This is a genomic window from Bradyrhizobium sp. WYCCWR 13022, assembly GCF_030435535.1.
In the GTDB taxonomy this organism is placed as follows: Bacteria; Pseudomonadota; Alphaproteobacteria; order Rhizobiales; family Xanthobacteraceae; genus Bradyrhizobium.
The window spans coordinates 96,831-115,342 of sequence record NZ_JAUIZJ010000027.1; the positions used below are offsets into that span (position 1 = coordinate 96,831).

Annotated in this window: 20 protein-coding genes; 3 read left to right on the plus strand and 17 right to left on the minus strand. The window is 64.6% G+C overall.

Translation table 11 applies throughout. The features are described from left to right. Positions 1-14 precede the first annotated feature (14 nt). Positions 15-674, plus strand: a complete 660-nt coding sequence (locus tag QY049_RS32035; protein ID WP_258762546.1) for a sulfite oxidase-like oxidoreductase — start codon at positions 15-17, stop codon at positions 672-674. Positions 675-699: 25 nt separating this feature from the next. Next, on the plus strand, positions 700-1,923 hold the full coding sequence (locus tag QY049_RS32040; protein ID WP_258762547.1) for a bifunctional alpha/beta hydrolase/OsmC family protein: 1,224 nt from the start codon (positions 700-702) through the stop codon (positions 1,921-1,923). Here QY049_RS32040 and QY049_RS32045 read toward each other — a convergent pair. Continuing rightward, positions 1,920-3,359, minus strand: a complete 1,440-nt coding sequence (locus QY049_RS32045) for a PLP-dependent aminotransferase family protein (RefSeq protein WP_258767013.1) — start codon at positions 3,357-3,359, stop codon at positions 1,920-1,922. The genes QY049_RS32040 and QY049_RS32045 overlap by 4 nt on opposite strands. A 101-nt stretch (positions 3,360-3,460) precedes the next feature. Here QY049_RS32045 and QY049_RS32050 point away from each other — a divergent pair, with 101 nt between their 5' ends. Beyond that, positions 3,461-4,378 (plus strand): DMT family transporter, encoded by a 918-nt coding sequence (locus tag QY049_RS32050; protein WP_258762548.1) that lies wholly within the window; start codon positions 3,461-3,463, stop codon positions 4,376-4,378. Here QY049_RS32050 and QY049_RS32055 read toward each other — a convergent pair. From QY049_RS32055 to QY049_RS32130, 16 genes are all read right to left on the minus strand, one after another. Next, a complete protein-coding gene (locus QY049_RS32055; RefSeq protein ID WP_258762549.1) occupies positions 4,357-5,412 on the minus strand; it encodes a YeeE/YedE family protein in 1,056 nt (351 codons plus the stop codon). The genes QY049_RS32050 and QY049_RS32055 overlap by 22 nt on opposite strands. 2 nt (positions 5,413-5,414) lie before the next feature. Beyond that, entirely contained in the window at positions 5,415-6,419 is a 1,005-nt protein-coding gene (locus tag QY049_RS32060) for a zinc-binding alcohol dehydrogenase family protein (RefSeq protein WP_258767014.1), read from the minus strand. Positions 6,420-6,519: 100 nt separating this feature from the next. After that, positions 6,520-7,851, minus strand: a complete 1,332-nt coding sequence (paaK, locus tag QY049_RS32065; RefSeq protein ID WP_194476970.1) for a phenylacetate--CoA ligase PaaK — start codon at positions 7,849-7,851, stop codon at positions 6,520-6,522. A 32-nt stretch (positions 7,852-7,883) separates the two neighbouring features. Then, positions 7,884-8,333: a hydroxyphenylacetyl-CoA thioesterase PaaI gene (gene paaI / locus QY049_RS32070; protein WP_194476971.1), complete on the minus strand. Its 450-nt coding sequence runs from the start codon at positions 8,331-8,333 to the stop codon at positions 7,884-7,886. Between the two features lie 101 nt (positions 8,334-8,434). After that, a complete protein-coding gene (gene paaE, locus QY049_RS32075) occupies positions 8,435-9,517 on the minus strand; it encodes a 1,2-phenylacetyl-CoA epoxidase subunit PaaE (RefSeq protein WP_258762550.1) in 1,083 nt (360 codons plus the stop codon). Between the two features lie 2 nt (positions 9,518-9,519). Then, positions 9,520-10,023 carry a 1,2-phenylacetyl-CoA epoxidase subunit PaaD gene (gene paaD, locus QY049_RS32080; RefSeq protein ID WP_194476973.1) on the minus strand — a complete coding sequence of 168 codons (504 nt, stop codon included), beginning with the start codon at positions 10,021-10,023 and terminating at the stop codon, positions 9,520-9,522. After that, complete coding sequence (gene paaC, locus QY049_RS32085) at positions 10,017-10,793, minus strand: 1,2-phenylacetyl-CoA epoxidase subunit PaaC (RefSeq protein ID WP_258762551.1); 777 nt, start codon at positions 10,791-10,793, stop codon at positions 10,017-10,019. Before paaC ends, paaD begins: the two co-directional genes overlap by 7 nt. Next, positions 10,793-11,080, minus strand: a complete 288-nt coding sequence (paaB, locus tag QY049_RS32090; RefSeq protein ID WP_194476975.1) for a 1,2-phenylacetyl-CoA epoxidase subunit PaaB — start codon at positions 11,078-11,080, stop codon at positions 10,793-10,795. Before paaB ends, paaC begins: the two co-directional genes overlap by 1 nt. 11 nt (positions 11,081-11,091) lie before the next feature. Next, the gene (gene paaA / locus QY049_RS32095) at positions 11,092-12,084 is read right to left on the minus strand and encodes a 1,2-phenylacetyl-CoA epoxidase subunit PaaA (protein ID WP_258762552.1); all 993 of its coding nucleotides are present in this window, start codon (positions 12,082-12,084) and stop codon (positions 11,092-11,094) included. Between the two features lie 76 nt (positions 12,085-12,160). Next, complete coding sequence (gene paaX / locus QY049_RS32100) at positions 12,161-13,027, minus strand: phenylacetic acid degradation operon negative regulatory protein PaaX (protein ID WP_258762553.1); 867 nt, start codon at positions 13,025-13,027, stop codon at positions 12,161-12,163. A gap of 212 nt (positions 13,028-13,239) precedes the next feature. Beyond that, complete coding sequence (locus QY049_RS32105) at positions 13,240-14,010, minus strand: triacylglycerol lipase (protein WP_194476978.1); 771 nt, start codon at positions 14,008-14,010, stop codon at positions 13,240-13,242. A 187-nt stretch (positions 14,011-14,197) separates the two neighbouring features. Continuing rightward, positions 14,198-15,484, minus strand: a complete 1,287-nt coding sequence (locus tag QY049_RS32110) for a DUF445 domain-containing protein (protein ID WP_258762554.1) — start codon at positions 15,482-15,484, stop codon at positions 14,198-14,200. A 196-nt stretch (positions 15,485-15,680) separates the two neighbouring features. Further along, positions 15,681-16,136, minus strand: coding sequence for a phasin (locus tag QY049_RS32115; RefSeq protein ID WP_258762555.1), 456 nt, complete (start codon positions 16,134-16,136; stop codon positions 15,681-15,683). Positions 16,137-16,422: 286 nt separating this feature from the next. Next, on the minus strand, positions 16,423-17,016 hold the full coding sequence (locus tag QY049_RS32120) for a GNAT family N-acetyltransferase (protein ID WP_194476981.1): 594 nt from the start codon (positions 17,014-17,016) through the stop codon (positions 16,423-16,425). Further along, positions 17,013-18,095, minus strand: coding sequence for an alpha/beta fold hydrolase (locus QY049_RS32125; protein ID WP_258762556.1), 1,083 nt, complete (start codon positions 18,093-18,095; stop codon positions 17,013-17,015). Before QY049_RS32125 ends, QY049_RS32120 begins: the two co-directional genes overlap by 4 nt. Next, positions 18,092-18,472, minus strand: coding sequence for a hypothetical protein (locus QY049_RS32130; protein WP_258762557.1), 381 nt, complete (start codon positions 18,470-18,472; stop codon positions 18,092-18,094). The genes QY049_RS32125 and QY049_RS32130 overlap by 4 nt, the downstream gene beginning before the upstream one ends. Positions 18,473-18,512: the final 40 nt, after the last annotated feature.

Here is an 18,512-nt window from a genome sequence, read left to right on the forward strand (position 1 = left end):
TTCACGAGTAGCCCATGGCCGACGAGACGCCATCCGACAGCAAGCTGACGCGCACCAAGGAGAGATGGGCGCGTGAGGGCCGCTTTCTCACGGGCAAGGTGACGCGTCCGGAGGACCAGCGGCTGCCGCCGGGCCAGCATCTGACCCAGGACTGGCCGGTGCTCGATCTCGGTGTCGTGCCTCCGGTGTCGCGCGAGCGCTGGCGACTTGACGTCTATGGCGCCATCGAGAAACCGGTGTTCTGGACTTTTGCGGAGTTCATCGCGCAGAAGCAGGACCGGTTCACGTCCGACATCCACTGCGTGACGACCTGGTCGCGGTACGACAACGAGTGGGAAGGGCTTGCGACCCGCGAACTGCTCGCGGCCTGCCAGCCGCGCGAGGATGCGCGGTTCGTCGTGCTGCATTCCCATGATGGATACACCACCAATCTCGCGCTGGACGACTTCGCCGCCGAAGACGCCCTGCTCGCCCATAGCTGGTCGGGCCAGCCGCTGTCGGACGAGCATGGCGGCCCGGTGCGGCTGGTCGTGCCGCATCTGTATTTCTGGAAGAGCGCCAAATGGCTCCAGGCCATCGAATTCACGACCGAAGATGCGCCGGGTTTCTGGGAAGTCCGCGGCTACCATAACCGTGGCGATCCCTGGGCCGAACAGCGCTATTCAGGCGATTAGGGTCAAGCAAACACGGGGAAAGCTCATGCCGACGGAACGCTTTCAATTCACCGGGGAAGGCGACCATCAGCTCGCAGCCGCGCTGGAGCTGCCCGACGGCGAGCCCGCGGCCTACGCGCTGTTCGCGCATTGTTTTACTTGCGGCAAGGACACGCTGGCCGCGAAGCGCATCTCGGTTGCGCTCGCCGCCAAGGGCATCGCCGTGCTGCGCTTCGACTTCACCGGGCTCGGCTCCAGCGAAGGCGATTTCGCCAATTCGACGTTCTCCTCGAACGTCGCCGATCTCGTGCACGCAGCGGATCACCTGCGCGCGACCCGCAAGGCGCCGTCGATCCTGATCGGCCACAGCCTGGGCGGCGCGGCGATCCTGGCCGCCGCCGGCAAGATTCCCGAGGCCAAGGCTGTCGCGACCATCGCGGCGCCGTCCGACCCGGCCCATGTCACCGGTCTTTTCAAGGAACATATCGACGGCATCCGCGCTCAGGGTGCGGTCGAAGTCTCGCTCGCGGGCCGCCCGTTCCGGATCAAGCGCGAATTCCTCGATGATATCGTCGAGCACGAGTTGATGAAGGACGTGACCGGCCTGCACAAGGCGCTGCTGGTGATGCAGTCGCCGGTCGACGATACCGTCGGCATCGACAATGCGACCAAGATCTTCGTTGCAGCAAGGCACCCCAAGAGCTTCGTCTCGCTCGACCACGCCGATCACCTGCTGACCAAGCCGGCCGACGCGCTCTATGCGGCCGATGTGATCGCCGCCTGGGCAAGCCGCTACATCGACACGCCAGAGCCGGCGAAAACGATCGATCTAGCCGAGGAACCGCGCAGGGTCGTGGTGCAGGAGACCCGGAAGAGCAAGTTCAACCAGCTCGTCACCGTCGGGCCGCATCATCTGGTGGCGGACGAGCCGAAAGCTGCCGGCGGCGAGGATGCCGGCCCCGGTCCCTACGATTTCCTCCTCGCCGGTCTCGGCGCCTGCACCTCCATGACCATGCGCCTCTATGCCGACCGCAAGTCGCTGCCGCTCGACCGCGTCACCGTCACGCTGAAACACTCCAAGATCTACGCGAAGGACTGCGCGGAATGCGAGACGCGCGACGGCATGCTCGACCAGATCGAGCGCGACATCTCAATGGACGGCACGCTCGACACCGAACAGCGCAAGAAGCTGATGGAGATCGCCGACAAGTGTCCGGTGCACCGGACGCTGACCTCGGAGATCCGCATCGTGACCAAGGCTGTCGACTAGCCGCGCGAGAAGCACGACGCCATTGTCCGCACTGCAGCGCTGATCTCGCTCTCGCGCCAGGCCGCAAAGCCGAGCAGCAGGCCGTGATCGCGCGGCTTGCCGAGCGCCAGGCTCGACAAGGCGCGCGTTTCGACGCCTGCCTCGACCAGCCGCTTCACCGCCGCCTGATCGGCGTGACCTCGTTTGAGACGGGCGACCAGCTGGATGCCGCCCGAGGGCACTTCGACCGAGAGTACCTCGCCAAGACGACGCTCCAGTCCTTCGACGAGGTGATCGCGCCTGAGGTGATAGAGCCGGCGCATCCGGCGCAGATGCGCAAGGAAATGCCCTTCGGCGATGAACTCGGCGAGTGCTTCCTGGATGTGGCTCGACGCGATCAAGCCGATGTGCCGCTGCGCGATCTCGAATGTGCCGATCAGTGCCGGCGGCACGACGAGATAGCCGAGCCGGATATCCGACGTCATCGCCTTCGAGAAGGTGCCGACATAGAGCACACGACCGTGGACATCGAGGCCTTGCAGGGCAGGCACCGGTCGGCTGTCATAGTGGAACTCGCCGTCGTAATCGTCCTCCACGATCCAGGTCCTGCCTGACATGCTCCACCTGAGAAACTCGGTGCGGCGGGCGAGCGACATCAGCCGTCCGGTGGGATGCTGGTGCGACGGCGTCATGAAGATGAGCTTCGGCGCGGCCATTCCCGGCATCCGCTGCATGCCCTGCTGGTCCAGTCCCATGCCGGTCACGCGCGCGCCGGATGCACGGAAAGCCGCCGCGGCGCCGGGATAGCCGGGATCCTCGACCCGGACGTCGTCGCCGGGTGTCGTCAGGACAGCCGCGATCAGGGTCAGCGCGGCCTGCGCACTCGGCAGGATCATGATCTGGTCCGTCGTGGCGCGAACGCCTCTGCTTGTCGCCAGATAATGTGCCAGCGCCTCACGCAGGCGCGTGCGGTTGACCGGACCAGGCTCGCGCCTGGCGGCGCGCACGGCGCTGCGGCGCAAGCAGCGTGCCCAGATCTCGTTCGGAAACTCGCGCGCATCTCCATGTCCCGGACGCAACGGTTTCAGCAAGGCCTGATAAGACATCGGCCAATCCGTCCGCTTGAGCTTCGACGCCCAAGGCGAGAGCCGCGGCTTGGCAGACGGCGCGTTAGATGCGGCGGCACCCGACCCTTCGAAACGCTCACCGCCGTCGACCGTCACCACGGGACGACGTCCGTGCGACGCCGCGAGGTATCCTTCGGCGGCGAGTTGCTCGAATGCATAGGTGACGGTGTTGCGGGAGACGCCGAGATCGCTCGCAAGCTGGCGGCTCGACGGCAGCGTGCGGCCTTTGGCGAGCCGGCCAACCGCGATCAGGCTTCGGAGCTGGCTCGTCAGCTGCGCAACCAAGCCCTCATCGCCGGCCCGATCGAGGTCGATCAGCGCGGAGATCATGCTTTCTAAAACTGGCACTCCACTTCACTCCAATCTGGCACTTTTTAAGGTACCAGAGCGGATGCTATCCACGAGATCGGACTGCTTCAAGGTACTTTGCAATGAACACTTCCCTCTCGTCTCGCGCGGCCGTCGGCCTGTTCCTCATCGTCGTGCTGGCCTGGGGCGTGAACTGGTCGGTGACGAAGCAGCTCGTTCAGTTCCTGCCGCCGCTATGGGCGTCGGCGATCCGGAGCTGGATCGCGCTGGCTGGACTATTCGTGATCCTCGGACTGAGCAACAATCTGGTGATCCCGGAGCGACGTGACATTCCGGTCGTCCTCAGCGTCGCGCTGCTGCACATGACGATATTCTCCGTCCTGGTTGCAGCCGGTGTGCGCTTCCTGCCTGCGAGCAAGGCCATCGTGCTCGGATACACCACACCGCTCTGGGTCGCGATCGCCGCGCCCTTGCTCGGGAAGGATAAGCTCACCGCGCCAAAGCTCGCCGGCGCCCTGCTCGGCCTGGTCGGGCTTGCCGTGATCCTGAATCCAACGTCGATCGACTGGACCAACACGAACGCCCTGCTCGGCGCCGGCATGGTGATCCTGGCCGCGATCTCCTGGGCCGCGAACATCATCTATATCCGCGCGCATCGCTGGATCGCTTCGCCGCTCCAGCTCCTGATCTGGCAGGTGCTGGTGGCGACCCTGATTCTGACTGCCTCGGCGGCGGTTACCGACGGCCTGCCGCATGCGCAATGGTCGTGGAAGCTCGTCCTGCTGTTTCTGTATTCCGGCCTGATCGGGACGGCACTGGCCTATTGGGCGATGTCGATGGTCAACAGGAGCATCTCGGCGCTCACGACCTCGCTGGGCACCACCGGGACTCCGCTCGTCGGCATCGCCGCCGCCGCGGTCCTGCTGGGTGAGCCAATTGACAGAAGCCTTGTCATCGCGGCGGCGCTCATCGTGACCGGCATCGGCCTTGCGACTCTGGGCGACCGGCTGCTGCGCCGTCAGGCCACCGCGAGCGGCTGAACCCGCAACGCGCCGCACAGGCCCGCCGTCGTGCCGAGCAGGATGCCGGCGACCGCAACGAACGAACCAAGCGCGAGCGTCGACAGGCCAGTCAGCCCCTGCCCGATCGAGCAGCCGAACGCCATCACGCCGCCGATGCCCATCAGCGCCGCGCCGCCGGCCGAGCGCAGCATATGGCGTGGCGAGGAATAGCCTTCGAGGTGGAATCGGCCCGTGACGAGCGCAGTGATCAAGCTGCCGGCGAAAACTCCACCAACGGTCGCGACGCCGAAGTTCAGCGTCAGGCCGGTCGAGAGCATCGCGTATTGCAGGCTATCGGCGATCGGCGCGATGAAGGTGAGCGAGGTCACCGGGACTGGATTGAAATCGTCGGCGCCGAGATAGCCGGTGACATACCAGCCACCTGCGACGAGAAGGCCGACGACGACGCCCGCCGCGATCTGGCCCGGCGAGCGGCGAAACGGCGAGTGCGCGAAGGCGAACAGGAGCAGTGCAACGACGATTGCGGCGGCGGCAAGCGCGCGCGAAACTGCGTCGGCGACACCGAGCGTCGTCAGCATCAACGGCAGCGAGCTCGCATTGACAGTCGTCTGCGACGCCTGAACCAGCGCAATGCGCGCCGGTGCAATCAGGCCCTTCAGCGTCATCTGCGCGGCAATGGCGAGCACGATCACGACGACGAAAGAGCGCAGATTGCCGCGCCCAAGCAGCACCAGCGCGCGTGAGCCGCAGCCGTTCGACAACACCATGCCGTAACCGAACAGCAGGCCGCCGAAGAACAGGGTCGGCACCGAGAAGGTCGGTTGCAGGTAGATCGACTTGCCGAGATCGACCATGCCCTTGCCGGCGAGGAGCTGGCTCGCGGCGATCGCGACCGCAATAGCCAGCGCATAGGACCGCACCAGCCGGCCGTCCCCCTCCGCCAGCCACCCGCGCATGCTGCTCATCAGGCAGAAGCCGCTGAGCAGGCCGACGGAGCCGTAAACCAGGCCGATGATGAGGCCGACGAGGATGACGAGTTGGGTGGATTCCATGGTTACGGCCGCAGGATCACACGGTCGCGCGACGAGCCCGCAACGGCGAGATACGCCTCCTTCGCACGCTCCAGCGGATAGACCGCATTCGCCTTGATCGGGAACGGCTTGAGATGACCACTCGCAAAGCCCGGACCGAGATCGCACAGCACCGCGCCTGTGGCCGCCGACGACAGGCCGAGCGTGTCGATACCGACATAGGTGTGCTGTCCACGATAGAATTCCAGAATGTTGAACTGCACGATACGATCGATCGCCGCGATCAGGATCTGGCGGCCGCGCAGCGCGAGCGATTTGTGCGCAGCTTGAAAGTAGGGATCGCCGACCGTGTTGAAGACGATGTCAGCGCCCTTGCCGCCAGTCAGCTCGCGCACGCGCGCGGCGACGTCGGTCGTGGACGCGTCGATGACTTCGATCGGTGCGTTGCTGTGGCCTTCATAGGCTTCCGCCTTGCGCACAACACCGATGACGCGCGCGCCCTGCCAGGTCGCGATCTGCACCGCAGCCTGGCCGACCTTGCCGTTGACGCCGAGCACCAGCACCGTCTCGCCTTGCTTTGGAAGGCCGGCACGGCGAAACCCTTCCATCGCGGTCACGAAGGGCACGCCGATTCCGGCGGCCTCCTCCCACGACACCGTCGTTGGCTTCTCCACCACGGCGTCGACTTCGACCACGAGATGGCTTGCGTGCGTGCCGTCGCGGCGGATGCCGAGATCGCCGGAGGAGCCGAACACTTCGCGGCCGACCGTGCCGGCCGGTCCGTCGATCACCACGCCGGCGTAGTCGCGGCCCGGCGTGCGCGGGAACACGGCATAGGGCATCAGCCCCGTCGCAGCCTTGACGTCGGACGGGTTGACGGCAGCAGCCTTGACCTCGATCAGGAGGTCGTTCGGGCCGCGCGCGAGCACATGACGCTCGACGCTGGGCGCAACCACAGCGGCGTTGTCCGCCTTGGCATTGAGGCGGACGCAACGCGCCTCGACGGTTTTGGTATCGGCTGGCGACATCAGAAAGACCCGCGATTTCTCGCGGGCCTTGTCGCCTTTGGGGGCAGCCAAGTCAATCCGTCAAGTCAATCCGTCAAGTCAGTCCTTGGTCAGTCCTTGATCAATCCTTGGGCCGCTTGTCGTAGAGCCGCTTGGCCTTGCCGAGCGAGCGTTCCAGCGTGGCCGGCGCGACGACTTGCACCCGCGAGCTGACGCCGATGGTGTTCTTGATATGGGTCGAGATCCGGTCGGCATGGTCGACCAGCCCCCTGCCGTCCCAGCTTTCAGGCCGTGCCTCGGCGATGATGGTCAGTTCGTCCATCCGGCCCTCGCGGGTCAGCTCCAGGATGAAGTGGCCGCCGCACCAATCGGTCGCAAGCAGCACCTCCTCGATCTGGGTCGGGAACAGGTTGACGCCGCGCAGGATGATCATGTCGTCCGATCGCCCCGTCACTTTCTCCATGCGACGCATGCCCGGCCGCGCCGTGCCCGGCAGCAGCCGGGTCAGGTCGCGGGTGCGATAGCGGATCACCGGGAAGGCTTCCTTGGTGAGCGAGGTGAACACCAACTCGCCCTTCTCGCCATCGGGCAGCACGGCGCCGGTCTGCGGGTCGATCACCTCAGGATAGAAATGGTCTTCCCAGATATGCAGCCCGTCCTTGGTCTCGATGCACTCCTGCGCGACGCCAGGGCCGATCACCTCGGAGAGGCCATAGATGTCGGTCGCATCCATGTCGAAGGCGTCCTCGATCTCGCTGCGCATCGCATTGGTCCAGGGCTCGGCGCCGAAGATGCCGACCTTGAGCGAGCACTGGCGCGGATCGAGCTTCTGGCGCTTGAACTCGTCGAGGATCGCCAGCATGTAGCTCGGCGTCACCGTGATGATGTCGGGCCGGAAGTCGTTGATGAGCTGCACCTGCCGCTCGGTCATGCCGCCTGAAATCGGCACCACCGTGCAGCCGAGCTTTTCGGCACCGTAGTGCACGCCAAGTCCGCCGGTGAAGAGGCCATAACCATAGGCGTTATGAATGATCATGCCGGTGCGCCCACCGGCAGCGCGGATCGAGCGGGCCATGACGTCCGACCAGGTGTCGATATCGGCTTGCGTATAGCCGACAACGATCGGCTTGCCCGTCGTGCCGGAGGAGGCATGCACGCGCACCAGTTTCTCGCGGGGTACGGCGAACATGTTGAAGGGATAGTTGTCGCGAAGATCCGTCTTCACCGTGAACGGAAATTTTGCGAGATCGGAGAGTTCGCGAAAGTCGGATGGATGCACGCCGGCCTCGTCGAAGGCCTTGCGATAATGCGCGACGTTGTCGTAGGCGTGCTTCAGCGACCAGGCCAGCCGCTGCTTCTGCAGCGCCATGATCTCGTCGCGTGACGCGCGCTCATGCGCATCCAGCTCGGCGCTATAGGCGTGGCCGCCTGCCTTCAGCTTCGTCGAAGCCATACTCGTTTCCCCACATCGATGTGTTCTTGTATTTATTGATCTTGCGTCGGCAGCCACGTGCCGGGAATGACACGCGAATGCCCACGGAATTCGGCAATGACGGTGTCGCCGGCGGTAACCCGCACGTCATAAATGCCGGAGCGTCCGCCACGAGTGACTTCTCGCGCCTTCGCGACGAGGCGGTCACCGAGCTTGCCCGGCTTGATGAACGTGATCTGGCCTTGCGCCGCCACAACGCGATCGTTGTGCGAGTTGCAGGCAAAAGCGAAGGCGGAATCGGCGAGCGTGAAGATGAAACCGCCATGGGCGATGCGCTGGCCGTTGACCATGTCCGGCCGCACCGTCATCGCCAGCGTCGCAAAGCCCGGACCGGCCTCAATGATCTCCATGCCGAGCCCCTTGGAGGCATCGTCCTCCGCCCACATGGCGTCGGCGCAGGCGCGGGCAACATCCTCAGGCGACAGGGCGGCTTTGACGTTCACGCGCTTCTCCCGGCGAAATGCTTTTTCATGATGTTCTGCTGGTTGGCCTGAGCTGTCAAACAATGCGACGCATTTGCATCATCGGGGTCTGATCCGCCGGATCAGACATGGTCGTAATCGACCACGACCCGCTCCGACGACGGCTTGGCCTGACAGGTCAGAACGAACCCGGCTTTCAGCTCCCAGGGTTCCAGCGAATAATTGAGGTCCATCGGCGCCTCGCCCTCGACCAGCTTGGCGCGGCAGGTCGAGCACATGCCCCCCTTGCAGGCGAAGGGCAGGTCGACGCCGGCGCGCAACGCGGCATCGAGGATGGCTTCATCCTCGGCGACCGGCACATCGCGGCGCTTGCCGTCGATGATCAGCGACGCGATCGCCTTCGGCGGCGCGTCGGGCGCAACGACCTTCTTCGGCCGCGGCTTGCCGCCGAACTCGGAGACGAAGCGCTCGACATGAATGCGATCATCGGCGATGCCGATGTCACGGCAGGTCGCCTCGATCTCCTCGCTCATGCCCGACGGACCGCAGATGAAGACATGATCGACACTTTCGGCCGGCACCAGCGAGCGCAACAACACCCTCACCTTGTCGCCGTCGAGCCGGCCATGCAGGATCGGGATGTCCTGCTCCTCGCCGGAGATGACGTGGAAGATCGAGAGGCGATCGATGAAGCGGTCCTTCAGCTCCTCGAGCGCCTCCAGGAACATGATGTTGTCGGTCGCCCGGTTGCCATAGAACAGGAAGAAGCGACTGTCCGGCTCGCGCGCGAGGATGCCTTTTACGATCGACAGGATCGGCGTGATGCCGGAGCCTGCGGCAAAGCCGACATGGATGCGCCCAGATTCAGCCGGCTCAATCACGCCAAAGCGTCCGGTCGGCGTCATCACGTCGAGCTCGTCGCCACGCTTCAACTCGTCGGCGGCCCAGCTCGAGAACGCGCCGCCATCGACCTTCTTCACGGCAATGCGGATCTCGCCGTCGTCGGGGCCGGAGCAGATCGAATAGGAGCGACGCACCTCTTCGCCATCGAGCATGGCGCGGAGCGTGAGATATTGGCCAGGGCTGAAGGCATAGTCGTCCGCGAGCTCGCGCGGGATGGCAAAGGTCATCGAAACGGCGTCGGACGCCTCGCGGCGGAGATCGTTGACGGCCAGGCGATGGAAGCGCGGTGCGGCTGCTGACATGGTCAATGACACTTGAAATAATCGAAGGGTTCGCGGCAGGTCTTGCAGCGCCACAGCGCCTTGCAGGAGGTCGAGCCGAATTCAGACAAGAGCTCGGTCTTGTCGGAGCCGCATTGCGGGCACGCGACGGCCTGCTCGCCGAACAGCGCGCGGCGTGAGTGAGAGGCTTGCGGCGGTGCGATGCCGTAGGCCGTCAGCTTCCGGCGCCCCTCCTCGCTCATCCAGTCGGTGGTCCAGGCCGGCGACAGCACCGTTCGCACCTTCGGGCGATGGAAGCCGGCGCGTTCCAGCGCGATCTCGATTTCGAGTGCGATCATGTTCATCGCCGGGCAGCCCGAATAGGTCGGCGTGATCGCGACCTCGACCTGGTCGCCGTCGAGAACGACATCACGGAGCACGCCGAGATCGGCGATGGTCAGCACCGGGATCTCCGGATCGACCACGCCCGCCGCAGCGTCCCAGGCACGCTGGCGGAGCTCGCTGTCGCGATCGAGCACCGTCACCATGCCTGCCCCGGAAACGTGCGCTGCATCGATTGCAGCTCGGACAGGAGATGGCCGAGATGCTCGCTGTGGCGGCCGGCGCGGCCGCCCTGCTGCATCCAGTCGTTCTGCGGCAACGTGAGCGTTGCTTCGCTGACGACATCTGAGAGCGTCGCCAGCCAGCGGCCACGCAAGGTGCCGGGATCGATGGCGATGCCCGCGTGGATCAGGGCACGTTCTCCGTCGTCAACGGTGAACATCTCGCCGGTGAAAGCCCAGAGGTGGTCGATCGCGGATTGCGCGCGCGCGTGGCTTTCGTCAGTGCCGTCGCCGAGCCGGATGATCCATTCCGAGGCGTGACGCAAATGGTAGGCGCTCTCCTTCTCAGACTTCGCGGCGACAGCGGCGAGAGTCGTATCGCACGAGGCCATCATTGCGCGCCAGTAGAGGTCGGCGAAGGCGGAATAAAAGAACTGTCGCACCAGGGTCTGGGCGAAGTCGCCGTTCGGCTGCTCGACCAGCAGCAGGTTGCGGTACTGCCTGACGTCGCGCAGATAAGCGAGCTTGTCCTCGTCGTTGTCCTTGCCCTCGGCCTTGGCGGCATAGGTGTAGAGCTCGCGCGCCTGGCCGATCAGGTCGAGCGCGATGTTGGAGAGCGCCATGTCCTCCTCCAGCATCGGCGCATGTCCGCACCATTCCGACAGCCTGTGACCGAGGATCAGCGCGTCGTCGGCACGGCGCAGCGCGTAGAGCACCAGCGGCGTTTCGGAGACCAGAATGTTGGCAGCGGGCATCACATGTGCCCCACTTCTTCGGGCACCTCGTAGAACGTCGGATGCCGGTAGATCTTCGATTCGGCCGGTTCGAACATCATGCCCTTCTCGGCGGGATCGCTCGCGGTGATCGCGGTCGACGGCACCACCCAGATCGACAGGCCTTCACCGCGGCGGGTGTAGATGTCGCGGGCGGCCTGCAGGGCCATCGTCGCATCGCTCGCGTGCAGCGAGCCCACATGCTTGTGCGCGAGCCCGTTGCGGCTGCGAATGAAAACTTCCCACAGCGGCGTGTTCGGCGTGCTCATCTTTAGTCTCCCTATTCCGCGGCTTGCGCGGTCTGGCGCCGTGCGCGCTTGGCGGCAAACACGGTGGCTGCCTCGCGCACCCAGGCGCCTTCATCGTGCGCCTTGCGGCGCGCGGCCATGCGGTCGCGATTGCAGGGGCCGTTGCCGGCGAGCACCTGCTTGAACTCGGTCCAGTCGATCTCGCTGTAGCGCCAATGCCCGTCGGCATCCTGCGTCATGCCGGGATCCGGAATGGTGAGGCCGAGATATTGCGCCTGCGGCACGGTGGCGTCGACGAATTTCTGGCGCAGCTCGTCATTGGAGAAGCGCTTGATCTTCCACTTCGTCGAGGTGTCGCTGTGCTGGCTCGTCGCATCCGGCGGGCCGAACATCATCAGCACCGGCCACCACCACCTGTTCAGCGCATCCTGCGCCATCGCCTTCTGCTCGTCCGAGCCGCGGCACAGCGTCAGCATGATCTCGTAGCCCTGGCGCTGGTGGAAGGACTCTTCCTTGCAGACGCGGATCATCGCGCGCGCATAGGGGCCATAGGAGCAGCGGCACAACGGGATCTGGTTCATGATCGCGGCGCCATCGACCAGCCAGCCGATGGTGCCGATGTCGGCCCAGGTTAGCGTCGGATAGTTGAAGATGGAGGAATATTTGGCCTTGCCCGCGAGCATGGCGTCGACCAGCTCTTCCCGCGAACTGCCGAGCGTCTCGGCCGCCGCATAGAGATAGAGCCCGTGGCCGCACTCGTCCTGCACCTTGGCGAGCAGCGCGGCCTTGCGTCGCAAGGTCGGCGCGCGCGTGATCCAGTTGCCTTCCGGCAGCATGCCGACGATTTCGGAATGGGCGTGCTGGGAGATCTGGCGGGTGAGCGTCTTGCGATAGGCCGCGGGCATCCAGTCGTTCGGCTCGATGCGCTCCTCGGCATCGATGCGGGCCTGGAACTGCGCAGCCTTTGCGGCGTCCTCCAGACCGCGATCGTCGGTCTCGGCCGTGTTCAGCGCCTGGGTGTACATGCGCGTTCCTCCCGTTTATTGGGAGACAACATATAACAAAAATTAGATCATGCAAGATATTTCTGTAACATATTAATCAGGCGCCAAACCTCCTTTCCAGCAGCTTTCGCGCGGGCGGCAATGGCCCCTTCTCGTTGGTTCCATGGCCATCAAGCCATTGTTCTGACGCAGCAAGCAGCGCGCGATAAATCTCGCCGCAGAGCTCACGGGCTGCCCTGCCCGGCCAATCCGCCGGGAGCAGGCTCTCGGGAAGCAGCGGATCGCGCAGCACGACGCGGCGGTAGTAGTGGATCAGCAGGATGCGCGCCGTGAAGGCGTCGGCGTCGGACAGATCCGTGCCGCGCGCGAGCGCAGCGCGCAGCGGCTCGAACGTCTTCATGAATTTCAGATAGGCATCCGCAGTTCGCTCCAGCGGCCAGCTCGCGCTGAGCAGACGACGCCCGCTGTCGTCCTCGGCCGAGACTTCGAGGCGGATCGCGCCCGCAGCCTCCTCCGGCACCGGCACACCTGACGGCGCGACCCACACGCCCGGCAAGGGACTGCCGAAGCCGGCATTGCGCAGCGCCTCGCGCGAGGCGTCGCGATCCCAGCCATTGCCGATCAGCAACAGCTCGAAGCGGCCGGTCCAGTCGGACGGCGGCGGATCGTAGATGTGACGTGTCGCGGCTTCGAACGTCTCACGGCCCTTCTCGGCCAGACGATAGAAGCTGTTACGGCCCACCTTCTCGCGCGTCAGCCAGCCATCTGCAGCGAGCCGCGACATCGCCGTGCGCACCACACTGCCATCGATGTCGAGACCCTCGAAGAATTCCAGCAGCGTCCCGAGCCACACAGAACCGCCGCGTGGCACGATGGCATCGCCGAACATGGTGATGACGATAGAGCCCGTGCGTGACGGCTCTCGCTTGAGCTGATCGATGATGCGGGAAAGCGGATGCGCCATGCGCGAGGCATAGCGCGTTTGGTGCGGGCGGGACAATGGATGGGAGCGACGGTCGCCTCTTCTCCTTCTCCCCGCTTGCGGGGGGAAGGTCGGGATGAGGGGGAGTCTCCGCGAATTCGGTGAGAGCTGGAATCGCGGAGAGTCCCCCTCACCCGGAATCTTCTATTCGCAAATTCCGGCCTCTCCCCGCAGGCGGGGAGAGGCGAAGAAACCTACCGATGCGGATCGGGATAGGCCAGGCTGCGCCAGCCGCTGCGGTCGAACGGGCGCCACTGGCCTTCCTTCTGTGCGAGGCGGTCGGCCACCGCATAGACGACGGCGGGATGGTGGCCCATGCCGCAATGGCTGCTCTCGACCTCGATGCTCTCGGTCTGCGCGCCTGATTTCTCCATGCAGCCCTGCCAGGCGCAGACGCCGTCGGTGCGGCTGAAGATGGCGGTGGTCGGCACCGGCGGCGGCACGGCGAGTTCGCCACCGAACTCCGGATCGACCTCGTCGGACTTCCGTCCGCTCGCCCATTCATAGACGCGCCAGGCATTGGTCGAGCGGGGATCGCCGGCGAAGGGGCTGCCGAGCGTGATCACCTGGCGGACACGCGCGGGCATCATCTTGGCGAGCTGGCGCGCATAGAGGCCGCCGAGGCTCCAGCCGACCAGGCTGATCTTGCGGCCATGCTTGTCGCTGAGCTCCTCGACCAGATCGACCATCGCATGCTGGACCCCGTCGCGCAGGCCGTAATTGCGGCCCTGGCGCCAGCCGCTGACCGCGTAGCCCTTGCCGGTCAGAAAAGTTCGCAGCGCGCGCGTGGAGACGTCCGAAGCCACAAGGCCGGGCAGCACCAGCACCGGATGCCCGTCGCCGCGCGGTGCGAGGCTCAGCAGCGGCAGCGCGCCGAGAAATGCGCCGAACTCGTGGATCGCGCGCCCTTCCAGAAACATCAGGGTACGGGACGGCGGACGCAGCGTCTGGGCAGTAGCGGTCATCAATGGATCCCCTCGGGAGGCGCCGGTCGCGATGCCGGCAATGGGCATGAATTCCAATACGCCGGCTTCTTGAACGTTCCGCAGCGCAACATGAATCAGCTAGGCGGCCGGTTCCACACATTCAAGCGGGAGAGACGCGAGGCGACAATAGGCCCGCGCGTTAATGCTAATGGCCGTGATGGAAAAGTCACAGCAATCGAAGCAGGAATTCTACGGAGTAGAGCACAAGGCCGGCGAGCCCGCCGATCAGCGAGCCGTTGAAGCGTATGTATTGCAGGTCGCGCCCGATGTTGATTTCGATCAGCGAAATCAGCTGCGCCATGTCCCAGGCCTTGACCTGGTCGGAGATGAAGGTCGAGACCCCGCTCTTCTGGTCGGCCACGAAGCTGCGCAGCACCGTCACCAGGCCCTTGTTGATCTCGCCGCGCAGCTCGGCATCGCCGGCGAGCGCCTCGCCCGCCGAAACGAACATGCCGGCGAGATGATGCTGAAGCACCTGCGTCTCGCCGCTCGCACTGCGCTCGATGAATGACCGCATATTGGCCCAGACGGTGCGGGCGAGATCGGCAAGCTCCGGCCTTGCGAGGAGATCGCGCTTCAAGCCGTCGATGCGGTCGATATAGGCCTGGTCGGTGCCGAGCCGGTCGACGAAGCTCAGCACCATGCGATCGAACTCGCCGCGGAACGGATGCTTGGGATCGCTGCGCACCTCGTTGAAGAACGCGGTGGCGGACGCGACGATCTTGTTCACCAGAAACTTGTCGGCACGATAGAGATTGAGCAGGCTCGGCAATTCCGCGCGCACCTTCTCGCGGATCATCGCCATGGTCTCTTTCTGGTTCAGCGTCTCGTGCATCACGCGCAAGAGATCGTCGAACAGGATCTGGTGCCGCCCCTCCGCCACGAAGCCGCGCAGCGTGCCGGCCGCGAGCGGCGCAAGATCGATCGCTTGAATCTGCGAGGACATGCGGCGGATGATGAAGGTCATCAGACCCGAGCTTTCCGTCGCAGACACGGCCTCCGGCAAAAGACGCAGCGCGAAGCGCGCGAGATCGTCGCTGCGCTTGCGGTCGCGCAGCCAATCGGCAACGAACGAGCCGAAATCGATCTCGTTCAGCTTGGCCTCGACCGGGCCGGCCTCGAGGAAATGCACCTGGATGAACTCGCCGAGCTTGTCGGCGATGCGGGCCTGATTGCTCTGGATGATCGCAGTGTGCGGGATCGGCAGGCCCAGTGGCCGCTTGAACAGCGCAACGACCGCATACCAGTCGGCGAGCCCGCCGATGGTCGCGGCCTCCGCGAAGGCGGCAATGAAGCCAAACAGGGGATGCACCGGCAGCAGCCATTTCGCCACGACGAACAGCAGAAGCGTCGAGACCAGCACCAGCGTCGCCAGCGCCTTGACGCGGCGAAGGTCCGCCGCGCGTTCGGCATCGGCAGGCGTGTCGAAGGAGAAGGTGGCGGGTGCGTTCATGGCGAATGGGAGACTACGTCATTCCGGAGCGATGCGAAGCATCGAACTATGGTGCGCAATTGCGCGCCCGAGAATCTCGAGATTCCGCGCTCGCCCTTCGGGCGCCCCGGAATGACAAGTGGTGGTGACCGGGGCAAAAAAACAAAAGGCCCGCCGAAGCGGGCCTCAAATTTCAGTTTTTACTCGGGGCGCCGGATCAGGCGGTCTTGTTGTAGACCTTGGCGAAGTTGTCCTGAGCGGACTTGGCACCGTTGGCGGCGAGCTTGCCGAGATAGTCGGCGGTCGCCTTGGTGCGCGAGACGAACGCTTCGCCACGGGCGCGGAGCAGGCTCGACTGGATCTCGACGGCTTCGCTGAACGACTTGGCAGACGCGAGCTGGTCGATACCGGCGAAGAACGCCTGGGCGTCGTCATAGATCGCCTGCTGGATGTTGCGGCTGATCTTGCCGGCTTCAGTGACGGACTCGGTCACCGCGTTCTCGACGGCGGCGGTCACGCGCTCGGAGCCAGCGAACACCTCGGCAGCACGGTCCTTGGCGGTGTTGGCGGTCTTCTTGACGAATTCGCGGGCAGCCTCGGGAACTTCCAGGTTCTGGATGTTCTTGAAAGCGTCTTTGAAGCCCTCGAAGGCGGTGTTGGTTTCGGTGGTCATGGGGTTCTCTCCATCCTCATTGGGTTGAGCTATGGGCTCACCCCGTCCGTGATGGCCCGGGGCACGGCTTATATGGCACGGTTAATTGTGCGATGCAATATCCATGTTGCATCGCGATATCACGAAATCGTGAACAGCCTTAACGGGAGGCAACCTGCTGCATTCCTGGCCGGTTACCTACTGTGCATGGGGTTGTTTTCCAGTTTTTGGTACCCGGGATGGCACCCCAGTGCCGGGCGGCGCTTTTCAATGCTGGACGGCGCCTTTTAATGCTGGACGGCGCCTTTTAATGCTGAACGGCGCCTGGCAGCCCGTAGGCCTCCATCTGGGCCTGGACCTGCGCGATGTTGTGACCGAGCACGACGATGTCGTGGGTCTTGCCACCGACATCCCGGACATGGTCCCGGAGCAGGGCCTCGGCCTTGAAGCCGAGGCTCTCGAACAGCGCGATCGCCGCCTGCTGGTCGACCGTCATCTGGACCGAGAGCTTCTCCAGCCCCGCCCCCAGCGCGAGCGCAAAGGTCTCCTGCGAGAGCGCCTTCCCGACCCCCTTCCCGCGGACCTCAAGCGACACCACCATGCGGAGCTCGCCGACATGGGGCGACCAGGAATGCGGATCGCGCACCAGGGTGCCGCAGCCGACGACCTTGCCGTCCTTCACCGCGAGCAGGCTCTGGATCGCGCCGCGCTCGATCTCCTTGACCCAGGCGGACAGCACCTTCGGCTCGCTGATGTTGCGCGGCAGGAACAGCAGGTCATGGGTCGGCAGGCCCCTGCCGAAGGCCAGCACGGCGGCTTCATCCGCAGGCGACATCAGGCGGATCTCGATATCGCCCGCGTCGGTCCTGACGTGACGCGGATAGGAACGCTGCTCACTCATGTCGATCTTGTCCCCAGCCAGGAATCCAGTTTCGGCCACAGCCGCTTCACTGCGTTGGCGCCGGCGACCAACGAGACGTGACCGCCTTTCAGCATCACCTCTTCCTTGTCCGCGGAGCCGATCTTCGCGATCAGATGTTTGGCCGCGTCATAGGGCACGATGTGATCGTGCTCGGCGACCGCGTGCAGGAGCGGTACCTTGATGTTCTCGAGCTTCGCGGCGCGCCCACCAACCGACATGGTATCGTTGAACAGCTTGTTGTCCCACATCAGGTCCTTGGTGATGGCACGGAAATATTCGCCCGCCAGCGGCAGCGTGTCGGTCGCCCAGCGGTCGAACATCCGGTACGACTTCACGAACTCGTCGTTCCAGATGTTTTCCCAGAGCTGGATCTGGCTCACCGTGCGCGAGGCCGGACGCAGCATCTCGAACGAGGACAGGATCATCTCCGGCGGCACGTTGCCGACGCTGTCGACGAGACGGTCGACGTCGAAATAGCGGCGGTCGGAGAAATTCGAGAACAGCTTCATCTCGCGGAAGTCGATCGGCGTGGTGAAGCAGATCAAATTCTTCATCGGCCCGTCCGGAAAGATCGAGCCGTAGAGCAGCGACAGCACCCCGCCGAAGCAATAGCCGATGACGGAGACGTCCTGCTCGCCGGAATCCGCCTGCACGCGGCGGACGCAGTCCGGGATGAAGTCGAGGACATAGTCCTCCATGCGCAGGCTTCTCTCCTCGGGCCGCGGTGCACTCCAGTCCAGCATGTAGACGTCGTAGCCGCGCCGCAGCAGGAACTCGATGAAGCTCTGGCCGGGCACGAGGTCGAGGATATAGCCGCGATTGGTGGTCGCCATCACGATCAGCACCGGCACGCGGTAGATCTCGTCCGACATCGGCCGATAGTGATAGAGGCTCATCGTGCCGCGCGAATGCAGCACGTCTTTCGAGGTCGATCCGAGTGTCGGGCCGGAGGTCGAGAAATATTCGACGCCCTTGATGCTGCGCTGTATGGCGCGTTGCACCTCGGCCTGGATACGCTCCGGGATGGCGGCGAAATCAAGTCCCGTCGGCGCGTTCATTTTGGCGCTCCACCTTCGGATGGCGGACGTTTTGTGCGCGGCGGCCGCGGTGCGGCATCGATCGGCGATCCGCCTGATGCCGCAGACATCTGGTTCAGCATCGACCTGATCTCGCCGATCTGACCCTCGATGGCTTGCAGACGCTCGGCGATGCCGGTCATCTGTTCGCGGCTCGGCAGGTTCATCGAGAGAAGATATTTCTCCATGAGATCGCCGAACTGCTTCTGAGCACCTGCAGCAGCGCCGCCGGCCCGGTTCATGGCCTGCGAGAATTCGGGCGTCTCCATCGCCTTGGTGGCGAACGAGTTGAAGCCCTTCTCCATCTCGCCAACCATCTTCTGCCACAGGGCGACAGGGTCGGTGATCTTGTCGGTCATCGGCGTCCTCCAGGTCACGAGGGCTTCTTGCGCCCTTCTT

Excerpts from the sequence above, each read along its gene's own strand:
- QY049_RS32035 (WP_258762546.1), top strand. The coding sequence starts at position 15 with ATGGCCGACGAGACGCCATCCGACAGCAAGCTGACGCGCACCAAGGAG.
- QY049_RS32040 (WP_258762547.1), top strand. The coding sequence starts at position 700 with ATGCCGACGGAACGCTTTCAATTCACCGGGGAAGGCGACCATCAGCTC.
- QY049_RS32045 (WP_258767013.1), bottom strand. The coding sequence starts at position 3,359 with ATGATCTCCGCGCTGATCGACCTCGATCGGGCCGGCGATGAGGGCTTG.
- QY049_RS32050 (WP_258762548.1), top strand. The coding sequence starts at position 3,461 with ATGAACACTTCCCTCTCGTCTCGCGCGGCCGTCGGCCTGTTCCTCATC.
- QY049_RS32055 (WP_258762549.1), bottom strand. The coding sequence starts at position 5,412 with ATGGAATCCACCCAACTCGTCATCCTCGTCGGCCTCATCATCGGCCTG.
- QY049_RS32060 (WP_258767014.1), bottom strand. The coding sequence starts at position 6,419 with ATGTCGCCAGCCGATACCAAAACCGTCGAGGCGCGTTGCGTCCGCCTC.
- paaK (WP_194476970.1), bottom strand. The coding sequence starts at position 7,851 with ATGGCTTCGACGAAGCTGAAGGCAGGCGGCCACGCCTATAGCGCCGAG.
- paaE (WP_258762550.1), bottom strand. The coding sequence starts at position 9,517 with ATGTCAGCAGCCGCACCGCGCTTCCATCGCCTGGCCGTCAACGATCTC.
- paaD (WP_194476973.1), bottom strand. The coding sequence starts at position 10,023 with ATGGTGACGGTGCTCGATCGCGACAGCGAGCTCCGCCAGCGTGCCTGG.
- paaC (WP_258762551.1), bottom strand. The coding sequence starts at position 10,793 with ATGCCCGCTGCCAACATTCTGGTCTCCGAAACGCCGCTGGTGCTCTAC.
- paaB (WP_194476975.1), bottom strand. The coding sequence starts at position 11,080 with ATGAGCACGCCGAACACGCCGCTGTGGGAAGTTTTCATTCGCAGCCGC.
- paaA (WP_258762552.1), bottom strand. The coding sequence starts at position 12,084 with ATGTACACCCAGGCGCTGAACACGGCCGAGACCGACGATCGCGGTCTG.
- paaX (WP_258762553.1), bottom strand. The coding sequence starts at position 13,027 with ATGGCGCATCCGCTTTCCCGCATCATCGATCAGCTCAAGCGAGAGCCG.
- QY049_RS32105 (WP_194476978.1), bottom strand. The coding sequence starts at position 14,010 with ATGACCGCTACTGCCCAGACGCTGCGTCCGCCGTCCCGTACCCTGATG.
- QY049_RS32110 (WP_258762554.1), bottom strand. The coding sequence starts at position 15,484 with ATGAACGCACCCGCCACCTTCTCCTTCGACACGCCTGCCGATGCCGAA.
- QY049_RS32115 (WP_258762555.1), bottom strand. The coding sequence starts at position 16,136 with ATGACCACCGAAACCAACACCGCCTTCGAGGGCTTCAAAGACGCTTTC.
- QY049_RS32120 (WP_194476981.1), bottom strand. The coding sequence starts at position 17,016 with ATGAGTGAGCAGCGTTCCTATCCGCGTCACGTCAGGACCGACGCGGGC.
- QY049_RS32125 (WP_258762556.1), bottom strand. The coding sequence starts at position 18,095 with ATGAACGCGCCGACGGGACTTGATTTCGCCGCCATCCCGGAGCGTATC.
- QY049_RS32130 (WP_258762557.1), bottom strand. The coding sequence starts at position 18,472 with ATGACCGACAAGATCACCGACCCTGTCGCCCTGTGGCAGAAGATGGTT.